At 37.1% G+C, this 15,342-nt stretch carries 15 protein-coding genes and 1 riboswitch; of the genes, 13 read left to right on the top strand and 2 right to left on the bottom strand.

Translation table 11 applies throughout. The features are described 5' to 3' along the window. The first annotated feature begins 60 nt into the window (after positions 1 to 60). Positions 61 to 247, top strand: a riboswitch (FMN riboswitch). A 66-nt stretch (positions 248 to 313) separates the two neighbouring features. Then, entirely contained in the window at positions 314 to 865 is a 552-nt protein-coding gene (locus tag NXS11_RS01050) for an ECF transporter S component (RefSeq protein WP_259197900.1), read from the top strand. A gap of 116 nt (positions 866 to 981) precedes the next feature. Here NXS11_RS01050 and NXS11_RS01045 read toward each other — a convergent pair whose 3' ends face one another. After that, positions 982 to 1,230: a ferredoxin gene (locus tag NXS11_RS01045; protein WP_044358884.1), complete on the bottom strand. Its 249-nt coding sequence runs from the start codon at positions 1,228 to 1,230 to the stop codon at positions 982 to 984. 105 nt (positions 1,231 to 1,335) lie between these two features. Between NXS11_RS01045 and NXS11_RS01040 the strand changes: the two genes are divergently transcribed. The 4 genes from NXS11_RS01040 to ypdA all read left to right on the top strand — a co-directional run bounded on the left by NXS11_RS01040 (position 1,336) and on the right by ypdA (position 6,302). Beyond that, on the top strand, positions 1,336 to 2,283 hold the full coding sequence (locus NXS11_RS01040) for a helix-turn-helix domain-containing protein (protein ID WP_259197895.1): 948 nt from the start codon (positions 1,336 to 1,338) through the stop codon (positions 2,281 to 2,283). Further along, complete coding sequence (locus NXS11_RS01035; protein WP_259197893.1) at positions 2,276 to 3,652, top strand: RecQ family ATP-dependent DNA helicase; 1,377 nt, start codon at positions 2,276 to 2,278, stop codon at positions 3,650 to 3,652. The genes NXS11_RS01040 and NXS11_RS01035 overlap by 8 nt, the downstream gene beginning before the upstream one ends. A 157-nt stretch (positions 3,653 to 3,809) precedes the next feature. Further along, positions 3,810 to 5,078 (top strand): LysM peptidoglycan-binding domain-containing protein, encoded by a 1,269-nt coding sequence (locus tag NXS11_RS11030; RefSeq protein WP_259197892.1) that lies wholly within the window; start codon positions 3,810 to 3,812, stop codon positions 5,076 to 5,078. A 237-nt stretch (positions 5,079 to 5,315) separates the two neighbouring features. Then, positions 5,316 to 6,302, top strand: a complete 987-nt coding sequence (gene ypdA, locus NXS11_RS01025) for a bacillithiol disulfide reductase YpdA (protein WP_259197890.1) — start codon at positions 5,316 to 5,318, stop codon at positions 6,300 to 6,302. Positions 6,303 to 6,638: 336 nt separating this feature from the next. On the opposite strand, the gene NXS11_RS01020 is transcribed toward ypdA, so the two are convergent. Continuing rightward, a complete protein-coding gene (locus NXS11_RS01020; RefSeq protein WP_259197889.1) occupies positions 6,639 to 7,601 on the bottom strand; it encodes an asparaginase in 963 nt (320 codons plus the stop codon). Positions 7,602 to 7,677: 76 nt separating this feature from the next. Between NXS11_RS01020 and cmk the strand changes: the two genes are divergently transcribed. From cmk to NXS11_RS00980, 8 genes are all read left to right on the top strand, one after another. Continuing rightward, positions 7,678 to 8,346, top strand: coding sequence for a (d)CMP kinase (cmk, locus tag NXS11_RS01015; RefSeq protein WP_259197888.1), 669 nt, complete (start codon positions 7,678 to 7,680; stop codon positions 8,344 to 8,346). Positions 8,347 to 8,428: 82 nt separating this feature from the next. After that, positions 8,429 to 9,610, top strand: a complete 1,182-nt coding sequence (gene rpsA, locus NXS11_RS01010; RefSeq protein ID WP_259197886.1) for a 30S ribosomal protein S1 — start codon at positions 8,429 to 8,431, stop codon at positions 9,608 to 9,610. A gap of 346 nt (positions 9,611 to 9,956) precedes the next feature. Beyond that, positions 9,957 to 11,267 (top strand): ribosome biogenesis GTPase Der, encoded by a 1,311-nt coding sequence (der, locus tag NXS11_RS01005; RefSeq protein ID WP_259197885.1) that lies wholly within the window; start codon positions 9,957 to 9,959, stop codon positions 11,265 to 11,267. A gap of 21 nt (positions 11,268 to 11,288) precedes the next feature. Then, on the top strand, positions 11,289 to 12,287 hold the full coding sequence (locus NXS11_RS01000; protein WP_259197884.1) for an NAD(P)H-dependent glycerol-3-phosphate dehydrogenase: 999 nt from the start codon (positions 11,289 to 11,291) through the stop codon (positions 12,285 to 12,287). 177 nt (positions 12,288 to 12,464) lie between these two features. Continuing rightward, positions 12,465 to 12,737 carry a non-specific DNA-binding protein Hbs gene (hbs, locus tag NXS11_RS00995; RefSeq protein WP_044358871.1) on the top strand — a complete coding sequence of 91 codons (273 nt, stop codon included), beginning with the start codon at positions 12,465 to 12,467 and terminating at the stop codon, positions 12,735 to 12,737. A 295-nt stretch (positions 12,738 to 13,032) separates the two neighbouring features. Continuing rightward, complete coding sequence (locus NXS11_RS00990; protein ID WP_259197881.1) at positions 13,033 to 13,599, top strand: heptaprenyl diphosphate synthase component 1; 567 nt, start codon at positions 13,033 to 13,035, stop codon at positions 13,597 to 13,599. A 12-nt stretch (positions 13,600 to 13,611) separates the two neighbouring features. After that, entirely contained in the window at positions 13,612 to 14,328 is a 717-nt protein-coding gene (locus tag NXS11_RS00985) for a demethylmenaquinone methyltransferase (RefSeq protein ID WP_259197880.1), read from the top strand. A 12-nt stretch (positions 14,329 to 14,340) separates the two neighbouring features. Continuing rightward, positions 14,341 to 15,297: a polyprenyl synthetase family protein gene (locus NXS11_RS00980; RefSeq protein WP_259197877.1), complete on the top strand. Its 957-nt coding sequence runs from the start codon at positions 14,341 to 14,343 to the stop codon at positions 15,295 to 15,297. Positions 15,298 to 15,342 lie beyond the last annotated feature (45 nt).

Genomic DNA, 15,342 nt, shown 5'->3' with positions numbered 1-15,342 from the left:
AACATCTATATTGTATTCAGCTAAAGGATTCGTTACACTAATGATAAATAAAATTAATAAATTCATCTTCGGGGTTGGGTGAAATTCCCTACCGGCAGTAATTAAAGCCTGCGACGAGGTTGAGATATCGTGCTTCTATGCTTTAGGAACAGTTTAATCACTGATCAAAAGTATGCTTGTCTCTCAACCTCCTGATCTAGTGAAATTCTAGAGCCGACAGTTAAAGTCTGGATGGGAGAAGATGGAGGTTTCTTTGGGTTGCACTAAAACCTCCTATTCTGATTAGATGAATTTTATAGGAGGCTAACAACACATGCAACAAACGAAACAAACACGTCAACTGATTATTGTTGGGATATTGAGTGGGATTTCATTTATACTAATGTTCTTGAAGTTCCCATTACCATTTTTACCCCCATATTTAACATTAGATTTCAGTGATGTTCCTGCATTACTTGCAACATTTACTTTAGGTCCAGTTGCCGGATTATTAGTGGAACTGATTAAAAACTTACTCAACTTCTTTTTCTATCTGGCTGATCCTATTGGACCCATCGCAAACTTTATTGCAGGAGCGAGCTTGTTACTTACAGCTTATACTATCTTTCGTCACAAACAAACAACACGTTCTATGATAATTGGTCTATCAGTGGGAACGCTTATCATGACACTTATTCTTAGTATCATGAACTATTTCGTATTACTCCCATTGTATGGCATGATTATGAATTTATCTGATATTGCAACGAATCTTAAGGTAATTATTACGGCCGGTATTATTCCATTCAACATTATCAAAGGACTTGTCGTTTCTATATTATTTATCTTGTTATATCGACGTCTTAAGAACGTTCTCAAAATATAAAAGAACTTTAACATGACAAAATAAGCAACTAAAAAGCGATGACTCTACGCACCGCTTTCTAGTTGCTTATTTATTTAAATTCAACGTATCATAAGGTACAATACGCTTGAATAGTATTATTCGAACTTTAATGCATCGCCATCGAAAGTTTCTTCTTCAACTTTAATGGAGTCAGTAGGGCAGCCTTCAAAAGCGTCCTCTAAATCTTCATACAGTTCTTCCGGTACAGGCGTTGTGCCTTGGTTGTCATCCAGAATAACATAAGCAATTCCTTCATCATCGTAATCATAGATGTCTGGAGCTGCCGCACCACAAGCACCACATGCGATACAAGTATCCATATCGACAATCGTGTACTTAGCCAAATTCTTCGCCTCCCTTTTCAAAGTGCCAGACTAACATTATAATTTCATTGTAGTTTGGTTAGCTTATTTTTTCAATATATACGTTTTATAAATGAGGTAATGAACATGAAATCAATAATTACTTTCGTATACCAACGTGCAATCCCTCACAAAAATATAAAGAGCATTTATAATATTATCATAGGAAAAAAAACACATCAAACCTTTTTTGATGCTACTTCATTACAATTGTTGAGTTTATTTGGTTGTGCACCAAACATCTCGTATGAACAGTTTGAAGCAACCGTCAATAAACCCATCTCAAATCATGTCAATATACCAACATCTACGCATGTAACGTATCCCATATTACAACAAACTTTTGTCGCATTGCAACTGTTGGTTCAAACATTATCCTATGCACACCATCAACAATTTAAGTTCGTTCCGCTTACGTCACAAATTAACATTCATCGTACAGTACGCCAGTTGTATCAACATATACAGCAACAACAAGCTTTCGTTGAGGCAAAAGAAGAAATCAAGTTGCTATTTGAATGTTTAAATGATAAACACACCAATAGTACAGCTCACTACTATTTAACTGGCTATGATGAAACAATGTATACACAGCACCAAGTAGGGCAAATCACTGGTTTCGATGATGATGCATTAACATTATCTTTATATATTGATATGTTCACTATCTATCAGTTACTAAACGACAGCACATCGTATCCGATATTACACCACCTTATAACAGGTATACCATTAAGTCCGACGCTCAATCGTACCTATACATTGCTCATTAATGGACATGATATTTCTCGTATTGCACAAATGACTCAACGTATGGAAAACACGGTACAAGATCATGTACTTGAACTCTTTATGCGTAATTACTTAACAAATTATACAGATTATTTCAGTCAAGAGATGACGGATTTTATTTATTTTTATATGCAACAACCACATCAACGTTTACGCTTTTATAAATCACACTTCGACCATCTAAGTTATTTTGACATAAAACTTGCAATCATAGGTATTGCGAAAGGAGCGTTACATGCTTAAAAATGCATTAAAACAGTATTTTGGCTTTGATGATTTTAGAGAAGGTCAAGAAGAAATCATACAAAGTATTCTGAAAGGTCATCATACTTTAGGTATCTTACCAACTGGCAGCGGCAAAAGTTTATGCTATCAACTGCCAACATATATTCACCAAAAGCCTACATTAATCATTTCACCTTTGATTTCATTAATGGATGATCAAGTGATGCAGATGAAGATGAATGGTGAACATCAAGTGACAGCTATTCATTCAGGTATGTCTTCAGACGAACGCACGCTAGCATACAACCAACTGACATCATCGCGTTTTATATTTGTTAGTCCTGAATTTATACTGCAAGTTCATCATCTTGAGCGCTTCAGTCAAATCAACTTCGGTTTAATCGTTCTTGATGAAGTACACTGTTTATCGGAATGGGGCTTTGACTTTCGCCCGCATTATGCACTTATAGGAGATTTACTCAAATTGTATACTAATATTCCGATACTCGCACTCACCGCAACAGCCACTCAGCACTTAAAACAAGATATTGAGTATGTTACTGACTATTCTTTTAAAGTTTTTCAGTCATCCATGGATCGTCCCAATATATCGCTTTCCGTCAAACATTTCGATGCTTATCAAGAAAAATTGTCCTGGTTGTTGACAACTATTGATACCTCTGGACCTACTATCATCTATGTGTCATCTAAGAAGGTTTGCCTAGATATTGCAGAACACATCTACGCAGCAGGTCATCTTACAGGTATCTACCATGGAGACTTGAGTTATCAAGAGCGCTATACCGTACAGCAACAATTTTTAAACAATGAGATTCGTATTATTGTTGCCACCAGTGCATTTGGAATGGGCGTTAACAAACCAGATATTCGGACGGTTATCCATTTTCATCTGTCAACAAGCCCTTCCAATTATTTGCAAGAAATTGGCCGAGCTGGTCGAGATGGGCAACAAAGCCAAGCAATTGCTTTGTATCAAACAGATGATCAATATTTAATTGAAACATTGGCAATCGCTAACAGTATTCGTGATGAAGATATCACGTTATACCAACAAGGACAGCTGATAGATGGCGAAATAAATGACATACTGACTGTTTTGACACAACGATACACCATCCAGGCATTACATCAGATATTTCAACAAAATTACGAGCGAAAAACGCGTGCTTTTCGACATATGTTGAATTATGTCTCAACACAATATTGTAGGCGTCAACAATTATTACGCTATTTCGATAAACCCGTCATTACGATAGAAAATTGTTGTGATATTTGTGGCATTAAACATGAGATTCACGAAAAAAATAAGAAAAAAGTCAAAAGAAAACGCACACATAAAGAAAAATTGGAAAGTTTATTTGAATAAATCACTGATTGCTTTACACTGCATTTTTAAACACGCTATAATCTAATTAAGTGATATAGGACGCTTGAATAACAATACGCTTATATTGTTAAATAAGTAGGGGATAAACACAGATATTATCCTCTATGTGATAGCGTAACAGAAAGGAAGGAATATCGTGTCAAAAGATAACTTTAAGGATGAATTCGAACGCAATCGTCAAGAAATCAATCCAACTAGACAAAATCATACACCTATTGAAGAAGAATCAAGTAAACAAACAGACGCATTATCAACAGACAGTACGCAACATTTTCCACCACGTAATACTGCACGTCGTCATCGTAAACGTGTACGAAATCAAGAGAGTACTAGCGATAATGCTACAAAACAAGAAGTTTCTCAACAAAACCATGCTGATAAGGAAACGCCATCTCAGCAAAATACTAATCAACAATCAGCTGTAGCAGGCGCTAATGATGTAGATAAACAAACACCAAAAACATCGAAGCGCAATGCTACACCGTCCGACGACCATCGTTCAAGAGATGGTAAGGCAGCAATTAGTTCTAGTGTTGCCGGTGTAGCAGCAAGTTCTGATAAATCAACGAATCAGCAACAGGTCAAACAATCTACTGATTCGAAATCTGAAGCTAGTGCCCAAACAACACAGACTCAATCTGATAAACAAGCAACTTCTAACAACAAGAAAGCGGCATCGGTCGGTGCTGGCGTTGCGACAGGTACTGCTGCATCTAGCTCTGCTAAAGCGGCAAATCATACTACTGCAACACAGGCTAAGGAAGAAACAAGCAAAACAACGGCAACAAGTACAGCCGCCGGTACAGCTGGTGTTGGAACTGCAAAAACAGTGGAACAGCCAAGTACAACTGTTTCTAATGGTGCTGATGATGGTGGCATTTTAAAACGTTTCTTACCAATCATTGCTGCCATTTTATTATTAGGAACAATCGCAATTTTTGGCGGTATGTATCTCTTCAATCAAGACCAAGGTACTTCTAATGACGATGCACAATTAACACAGCAAACAAGTTCTAGCGATAAAAAAGCACAAAGTGAGAAAGACAAAGCTGAAAAAGAAAAAGCACAAAAAGAAAAGACGCAAAAAGAAAAGACTGCTAAAGAGAAAGCCGAAAAAGAAAAAGCCGAGAAGGAAAAAGCTGAGAAAGAGAAGGCTGAACAAGAAGCAGCTCAAAATGATGTTGCAAATCAACAAGATCTTAACAATCAATATGCAGCTCAAAATCAACAACAGCAACCAAATGCTGGTAACCAATCACATACAGTCGCTGGTAACGAAAACTTATATCGTATTGCTATTCAATATTACGGTAGTGGCTCACCTGAAAATGTAGAGAAAATCAGACAAGCTAATGGTATTAGTGGTAACAACATTAGCAACGGTCAACAATTGATTATTCCATAAGATATATATCCAATTATTAAAGAGAGACGGCAATGTGTCGTTTCTCTTTTTTTGACGTTTTATCGTCAATATTATCAATGTCAAAACTTATTCATTTAGTTTGTATCTAAAAATTGCTATAATGTTTGAGGACTCATAGAACGTAAATACCATGCTAGTAAGGAATAGGAGGCAATACTGACACTAAAGTAGCATAATATGGCACAATAGTTCATATTTTTAGTTTCAGTTATACAGATGAAAACGATTGAAAGTATTATTATTGGTGGCGGTCCCTGTGGTTTAAGTGCTGCAATTGAACAACAGAAAAAGGGAATCAACACATTAATCATCGAAAAAGGGAATGTTGTTGAAGCGCTTTATCATTATCCAACACATCAAACATTCTTCTCCTCAAGTGACAAGTTAAGTATCGGGGATGTTCCATTTATTGTAGAAGAACTAAAACCACGACGTAATCAAGCGCTTGTCTATTACCGCGAAGTAGTGAAACATCATCAACTTAAAGTGAACACATTTGAAGAAGTGTTAACTGTACGTAAAATGAATGATCACTTCACTATTACAACAACGAAAGATGTCTATCAATGCCGCTTCTTAACAATTGCTACTGGCTACTATGGCCAACCGAATGCCTTAGAAGTAGAAGGTGCGACTTTACCTAAAGTGATGCATTATTTCAAAGAAGCACATCCATATTTCAATCAAAACGTTGTTATTATCGGAGGGAAAAACTCAGCAGTTGATGCGGCAATTGAACTAGAAAAAGCAAATGCCAATGTAACAGTCATCTATCGTGGTTCAGAATACTCTCCATCAGTGAAACCATGGATTTTACCTAACTTTGACTCACTTGTACGACGTGGTAATATCGATATGCACTTTAATAGCCACGTCACTAAAATTACAGAAGACAGTGTAACGTTTGAAACAAATGGTGTGACAAAAACTATCGACAATGATTTTGTATTTGCGATGATTGGTTACCATCCTGATTATGATTTCTTATCAGCTATCGGTATCGACATTAATACAAATAGTTATGGTACAGCACCTGTCTATAATAAAGACACATATGAAACAAACGTAGAAAACTGTTATATCGCAGGGGTCATTGCAGCTGGTAACGATGCAAACACAATTTTTATTGAAAATGGTAAATATCATGGTGTGGCAATTGCCCAAGATATTTTAACAAAGAAACAAGCACCACTAGAATCATAGACAGAAACAACGCTTAAGTGGTTGTATTTTGTATGAGTAATGATGACAAAAGATAGAAAAGCTAGAACACGTTATTCCGTTGAAGTGAATAATATGTTCTAGCTTCTTTTTGAGAATGAAGCAGACATCTCATTTTTCTAAAAAATTCCGTTATCAAGGTTGAATAGGGCGTGTAAAAGCATATTTTCACGCCAGTCAACTACTGCTTTCTACATGAAATCTCAAACTTAAATTGAATATTTCTATTTAATATCTCAACCCATAAATTTTTTAGTGAAACACGCGTCAATAATCTTGCACTATCACCACAATACTAGGGGAGCTAATAATGATCATTTAGTCATTAAAATAGTCTCGAATCATGCGATGATCATAAGCATTACTTAAAGCGACAAGTAATTTCAGACGTGCTTTTTGTCCATTTAAGCCATTTGAAAAGATCACACCTTTGCTTTGAAGTTGATGTCCGCCACCTTCATAAGCATATACAGCACTCACAATTCCATTAAAAGAACGTGATACGAGTACAATTGGAATATCTGCCGCTAAACACTTCTCTAATCCTTCTAAAGTAGTCGGAGGTAAATTACCCTGACCTAAACCTTCAATTACGATACCATCGACATGCTGATCTGCATAAAAACTTAATACTTCACTTCCCATGCCCATATGCGCTTTAATCAATGGCACATTCAACGTTGTATTGATATCAGATAATGTCTTTTTATCATAGGGACGATGATGGAAGTACACGCCCGATTTCGTAATCACACCGAGAGGCCCATGGTTTGGACTTTGGAAAGTATTCGTATTGGATGTGTGCGTTTTCGTAACGTTGCGTGCAGTATGAATTTCATCGTTAAATACAACCATCACACCTTTATGTGTCGAATCGTCTGCTGTGGCAACACGAATAGAAGCGATAAAGTTGTATAAACCATCTGAACCAATTTCGTTAGATGAACGCATCGCGCCTGTAATGACAACTGGCTTCGTTATTGAAAGTGTTAAATCAAGTAAAAATGCTGTTTCCTCTAATGTATCTGTACCGTGTGTTATGACAAAACCATCAAATTCATCGGCGTGCATCTCAATCAATTGTTTAATTTCTTTAACGTGTTCAATTGTAATATGTGGAGAAGGGACAGTGAAAGGCATCACTTCTTTAATATCTGCATACGTTTGAATTAATGCTTGATGATTGGCAATCGGATTGTCACCATTCGTGTTGACTCGGTTCGAAGCATCTTGTGACATGCTAATAGTGCCACCTGTATGAATTACTAATAAACTTTTCATGTTATTTCCTCCTCGTAATAATATCCCCTATTATGATAAAATATTGTTATACAAACAACAACAAGGAAGGTTTACAATGACTGCTATAAATATTGCTATTGATGGGCCTGCTGCAGCTGGTAAGAGTACAATTGCTAAGCGTGTGGCAACTACGTTAAATATGATTTATGTCGATACAGGTGCAATGTATCGAGCTATTACGTATTTTTATTTGAACAACCAACATACGTTCTCTGACTTCGATACAATGATAGGACAGATTGATTTGAAGTTAATTTACGATGAACAGAAAGGACAACGTGTCATTTTGAATGAAGCGGATGTGACTGATTATCTCCGCAGCAATGAAGTCACTGAACAAGTGTCATACGTCGCTTCTCAAGACGCTGTTAGAACGTATCTCGTCAAAGTTCAACAGCAACTCGCTACCGACAAAGGGATTGTGATGGATGGACGCGATATCGGCACAACTGTATTGCCGGATGCAGAAGTGAAAGTCTATATGATTGCCTCCGTGGAAGAACGTGCACAACGTCGTTTGAAAGACAATATAGAACGAGGTATTCCTTCAACACTGGCACAGCTGAAAAAGGATATCGCAGAACGTGACGCTTATGATATGAACCGTGATATTTCTCCTTTAATCAAGGCGCATGATGCACTTGAAATCGATACAACGGGAATGACGATTGAAGCGGTAACTGAGCGCATCATTCATCTCGCACGTGAAGCACAATCAAAATAAGTGACAACTGTGGAAATTTCTTGACAATTTGCACAGTTTGTAAGATGTTATTATTATGTAGTAATACAAGGAGGCATTTATGATGACAGAAGAATTCAATGAGTCAATGATTACAGACATTAAAGAAGGCGACAAGGTTACAGGAGAGGTACAACAAGTCAACGACAAACATGTCGTTGTTCATGTAAGCGGTGCCAAATATAACGGCATTATTCCAATTAGTCAACTCTCAACACACCATGTAGAAGATGCGAATGAAGTTGTCAAAGTGGGCGACGAGATTGGCGCATACGTTACAAAAATTGAAATCGATGAAGACAATGAAACAGGTAGCTATATTTTATCTAAGCGCCAATTAGAAGAAGAAAAATCGTATGAATTCTTGCAAGAGAAGCTTGATAACAATGAAACGATTGAAGCAAAGGTCACTGAAGTTGTTAAAGGTGGCTTAGTTGTAGATGTAGGTCAACGTGGTTTCATCCCTGCATCCCTTATTTCAACTGATTACATTGAAGATTTCTCTGATTATGAAGGGAAAGTCCTTGAGCTTAAAGTTGAAGAATTAGATCCTGCGAATAATCGTGTCATCCTAAGTCGCAAAGCCGTCGAAGCTGAACAAAATGAAAAGAAAAAAGAAGAACTTTTGAAGTCAATTAAAGAAGGCGATGTACTAGAAGGTAAAGTAGCGCGTCTCGCTAATTTTGGTGCTTTTGTGGATATTGGTGGTGTTGACGGTTTAGTTCATGTATCTGAGCTATCTCACGAACACGTATCAACGCCTGAAGAAGTAGTAACAATTGGCGATATTGTTAAAGTAAAAGTTCGCTCTGTTGAAGCTGATTCTGAGCGTATCTCTTTATCTATTAAAGATACTTTACCAAGTCCTTTTGAAACAATTCAATCTAAGTTCAATGAAGGTGACGTTGTAGAAGGTAAAGTGATGCGTCTTGCTAGCTTTGGTGCTTTCGTTGAGATTGGACCTGGCTTACAAGGTCTTGTACACATCTCTGAGATTAGTCACAAACATATTGGTTCACCAAATGAAGTACTTGAACCTGGTCAAACAGTAGATGTGAAAATCTTAAGCATTAACACTGCTGAAGAACGTATCTCACTTTCAATTAAAGCAGCAGCACCTGCTGAAGAAACGAATGAAGCATCTCCTGAAACAACTGAGCAATATACATTGTCAACAGATGATGATAGCAACAACCCAACATTAGGCGATGTATTTGCGGATAAATTCAAAAACCTCAACCTATAATTTAATGTCGTAACACAGACTGAAAAGTTACATTGCGTAGCTTTTCAGTCTATTATTTTGTGTAATGCTACTTGAATAAATGTGCCGAGTCATCAAGAAACATAGCATCGTTTTCATTAGTTTGTATGACCATGGTATAATATGAATAATTCTTAGGTTTACTGCAGTAGATTATGATTAATTATAGGGTGCTATACTTTTCGGAAAGGTAATCACTATCTTTGAGGTATTTATGGTACGTTCTATAAACTGAGCTGCAATCGATGAAAGTTTTATCAAATGAGATGCCGACGTCGCACTTGATATGCTAGAATGATAAAGATATTTGTAGAGAGGAAGAACATACATGACAAAACCAGTAGTGGCGATAGTAGGTCGTCCAAATGTTGGGAAATCAACTATATTTAACCGCATTGTTGGAGAACGTGTCTCAATTGTTGAAGATACACCTGGTATTACACGTGATAGAATCTATGCGAGTGGAGATTGGTTGACACATGATTTCAATATTATTGATACAGGTGGTATTGAGATTGGTGATGCACCATTCCAAACACAAATACGCGCACAAGCTGAAATCGCCATAGAAGAAGCCGATGTCATTATTTTTATGACAAATGTTCGTGAAGGGGTCACACAAAGCGATGAGATGGTTGCGCAAATGTTATACAAATCTAAAAAGCCTGTCGTACTTGCAGTCAATAAAGTCGACAATCCTGACATGCGTAACGATATATATGACTTCTATACTTTAGGCTTTGGAGAACCCTATCCACTATCAGGTTCTCACGGCTTAGGTCTAGGTGACTTATTAGAAGCCGTTGCTAAACATTTCAAACCCCAAGAAGAAGACCCATATGACGACTCAGTCATAAAACTATCATTGATTGGGCGTCCGAATGTTGGAAAATCAAGTCTTGTCAATGCAATTTTAGGAGAAGAGCGTGTGATTGTTTCTAATATTGCCGGTACAACAAGAGATGCCATTGATACAGAGTATAGTTATGAAGGTCAAGACTATGTATTAATTGATACAGCAGGGATGCGTAAAAAAGGGAAGGTTTACGAAACAACTGAAAAATATTCTGTCTTACGCGCATTAAAAGCGATTGAGCGTTCCAATGTTGTGCTCGTTGTACTTGATGCAGAAGAAGGTATTATTGAACAGGATAAGCGTGTCGCTGGCTACGCACACGAAGAAGGTAAAGCCATCGTGATTGTAGTTAACAAATGGGATACACTTGAAAAAGATAGTAAAACAATGAAACGCTTTATGGATGATATACGCCAAAACTTCCAATTTTTAGATTATGCACAAATCGCCTTTGTATCAGCTAAAGAAGGCACGCGATTACGCACGTTATTCCCACTTATCAACGAAGCAAGCGAAAATCATAAAAAACGTGTTCAAAGCTCAACGCTAAATGAAGTGATTACGGATGCAATATCTATGAATCCAACGCCTACAGATAAAGGGCGTCGCTTAAATATTTTCTATACAACACAAGTTGCCATTGAACCACCAACTTTTGTTGTTTTTGTCAATGATGTTGAACTGATGCACTTTTCATATAAACGTTATTTAGAAAATCAAATTCGCAGTGCATTCGGTTTTGAAGGGACACCAGTACATATCATCGCACGTAAACGAAATTAGACATGAATGGGGGATTTTAATATGACCAACATTACCGTATTCGGAACTGGTAGCTTTGGCACTGCATTAGCAAATGTACTCGCTGACAATGGTCATAAGACTTTGATGTGGGGAAAAACAGCAGAAACCGTTGAAGAAATCAATGCATGCCATACCAACCGTGCATATCTAAAAGAAGCCGTTATCAATGATTCCGTTCGCGCAACCACTGATATGCAAGTAGCAGTTGACCATGCTGATATTTATCTCATCGCAATTCCAACTAAAGCAATTCGTGCTGTCTTATCTCAAGTTGATGCACTTTTGACATCACCAAAACAATTTATTCATGTTGCTAAAGGAATTGAGAATGGCACGTTCAAACGTGTTTCTGAAATGATTGAAGATGTTATCTCTCCGGAACATAATGGAGGCGTTGGTGTCTTGTCCGGCCCTAGCCATGCCGAAGAGGTCGTTATTAAACAACCAACCACCGTCTCAGCAGCTTCAAGTCACAAAGAACTCTGTCAAATCATTCAAGATTTATTTATGACAGACTACCTGCGCGTCTATACCAATGATGATTTGATTGGTGTTGAGATTGGTGGCGCAACAAAAAATATTATTGCCATTGCGAGTGGGGTACTTGCTGGAATGGGTTACGGAGACAATGCCAAAGCAGCTCTTATTACACGTGGTTTAGCAGAGATTACACGTCTTGGTGTTAAGTTAGGGGCAGACCCTATTACATTTCAAGGATTGGGTGGCATTGGCGACTTAATCGTAACGTGTACGTCCACACATTCACGCAATTTTTCATTAGGGTATGCGTTGGGCAGTGGTAGAACACTTCAAGAGATTCTTGATGACATGAATATGGTGGCAGAAGGTGTATATACAACACAATCAGTCTACCATCTCGCAAAAAAATTAGACGTTGATATGCCAATCACTTCAGCATTGTATCACGTATTATTTGAAGAACAACCTGTAGAAAAAGCACTTAAAATTCTAATGGGACGAACTAAAAAAGCAGAGTAATTTAATCCTTTTTTTAAAATTTGATATATTCTTTTCATAAAAACGAGCTAAAATGCGATGAAACCGCCGTTTTTCATATATAAATCATTGCAGTTTTACCTATAATTGTGTTAAAGTCATACCATAATGATAAATGAGTTATCATTACATACAACCTTTAAGGAGGCGGACTTGTACATGAACAAAACAGACTTAATCAACGCGGTTGCTGAACAAGCTGATTTAACTAAAAAAGATGCGAGTTTAGCTGTTGATGCCGTTTTCGAATCAATTCAAAACTCACTAGCTAAAGGTGAAAAAGTACAATTAATCGGTTTCGGTAACTTTGAAGTGCGCGAACGTGCTGCACGCAAAGGACGCAACCCACAAACAGGTAAAGAAATTGACATCCCTGCAAGCAAAGTACCAGCTTTCAAAGCAGGTAAAGCTCTAAAAGACGCAGTTAAATAATTCTTTTAGCTACAAAAAAGCCCCTTTTACAAGTGGGCTTTTTTGTTATGTCTTGAAGAATCAAATATAAACCTTGAAAAAGAGGCCTTAACTTCAGTCAGCTACTGGTTTTTATCTTATATTTATATTGTAACCAATACGCATTCAACTTCTATACCACATTAATACTTTCATAGCTAAACTGGGGTTCTTTAATACTTTTTCTGAATCAAAAGAGTTGTTTCGAATAATTCGCATTTTCATTTTAAAAGGTTAGTGTTAATATAGAGAGTGACTAAATTGAGAGGTGGCAAATATGCAATCTACGTATCAATTACTTGAAGAACAAATTAATGAACGTCTTAAAAATTTGCAACATCCTAAAAATATACATATTAATCGTGCATTAAGTCATGTGTTAGATGTCCTACATATTCCGATATTAGCGAAGTTAGCATGCCTCTCAATCGATACATCTTTAAAACATCTTGATCATGTAAGTTACGACAATTATGAACGTGATGGTATTCTGATTGGCGACTTATTAAGTGCACATTACTACACATTGCTTGCTGACTTGAACGCACCACAATTTCAGTTGAAGATGAGCCAAGCCATTGTCACAATTAATGAATTGAAATCAAAATTCCAACATCAACATACGCACATGTCACAGGCACAAGTACTTGATGCTATCTATAACATTGAGACATTGTTGCTCAAACAACTATTGGATGTATATTTGCCAGACAAGCATCTCGCAGAACCTATACAGCTTTTGTTGCGCAATATAGATGTATCAGAACTCAGTTATCTCAATCATTTTGATGCACAAACCAAAATGACTTTAATACAGCAATTACAAGAAAAATATCAAATCTAATGAGGTTTAAGTATGAGTAAAAATAAAGCTAATAAAGAACAAGTACATGAAGTGTTTCAAAATATATCTGAAAAATATGATCGTCTCAATAATATTATCAGCTTTGAACAACATAAAAAATGGCGCAAAAAAGTCATGAAAGAAATGAATGTTCAACATGGGGCTGTAGCACTAGATGTATGTTGCGGAACAGCCGATTGGACAATCGCATTAAGCCAAGCAGTTGGGTCTAATGGAGAAGTGACAGGGCTTGATTTTAGTGAAAATATGTTAAAAGTCGGCGAACAAAAAACGCGCACGATGGAGAATATTCGTCTTGTTCAAGGGGATGCGATGGATTTACCATTCGATAATGATACATTTGATTATGTAACGATTGGATTCGGTTTGCGCAATATACCCGATTATAAAGTCGCATTAGCGGAAATGCATCGCGTCTTAAAACCAGGGGGAATGGTCGTCTGCCTTGAAACGAGTCAACCAACAATGCCTATTTTCAAACAGGGCTATCAACTGTACTTTAAGTTTATTATGCCGTTATTTGGAAAGCTGTTTGCCAAGTCGAAACAAGAGTACGAATGGTTACAACAGTCAGCATTTGACTTTCCAGATCGCGAAACGCTCAAAAAGTTATTTGAAAGTGTGCAGTTTGAGAATGTAAAAGTAAGAAGCTTTACCGGTGGTGTTGCAGCAATGCATCTCGCTTATAAACCTAACTCGAATAAATAAAAGGTGAATGGCATGTCGAAAATTAATCTAAACCAAGAAATTAAGACAATTGAAAAAAGACTTCAACAACAAATCAAAAGTGACGATGCAACACTACAAGCTGCGTCTCACCACTTGTTGAAGTCTGGTGGCAAACGCATACGTCCATTGTTTGTAATTCTCAGCAGTTATGTAGGAGAGGATCAAGCGAATGAAGCTGCATATCGCGTTGCCACAGCATTAGAACTTATCCATATGGCTACGCTCGTCCATGATGACGTCATTGATTATAGTGACAAACGACGTGGTAAGTTAACTATTGAAAAGAAATGGGATAAGCCGACTGCCATTTTAACAGGTAATTTTTTATTAGCTCGTGCACTAGAATATTTGTCTGAGATTGAAAATCCAGAGATTCATACCACTTTATCAGCAGCCATTACAGAAGTTTGTCGCGGGGAACTTTTTCAATTCCAAGATCAATTTCGAGTAAACCAATCAATGACGAACTACTTGAGACGTATCAATCGAAAAACAGCGCTACTGATTCAATTATCAACAGAAGTTGGCGCAATGACGTCAGGTGCCGATGCTTCAACCATACGAACAATGCGTCAAATCGGACATTATATTGGGATGAGCTTCCAAATTATTGATGATATTTTAGATTTTACGGGGACAGCAGAAAAACTAGGCAAGCCTGTAGGAAGTGATTTGCGCAATGGACACTTGACATTACCAGTCCTATTAGAAGCACGTCGCAATGCGGATTTCAAACAAAAAATCGCATCCTTACATTCAAATGCGCCTGATGCTTTATTTACAGAATGCATTGAGCAAATCAGACAATCTGACGTTATTATACAATCTAAAGAAATCAGTGCAAAATACCTTGATAAAGCACATCAATTACTTGATCAATTGCCAAATGAAAATTTGAAGCCTTTATTTGAAAAGCTTATTAATAAATTACAGCACAGAATGCGTTAATCTCCCTATTGAAAGCGTTTTACATACATGGTAGTATAACCTTGT

It is taken from the genome of Staphylococcus americanisciuri (assembly GCF_024814435.1).
Lineage (GTDB): Bacteria > Bacillota > Bacilli > Staphylococcales > Staphylococcaceae > Staphylococcus > Staphylococcus americanisciuri.
This window is presented reverse-complemented; position numbering and strand designations above follow the sequence as displayed.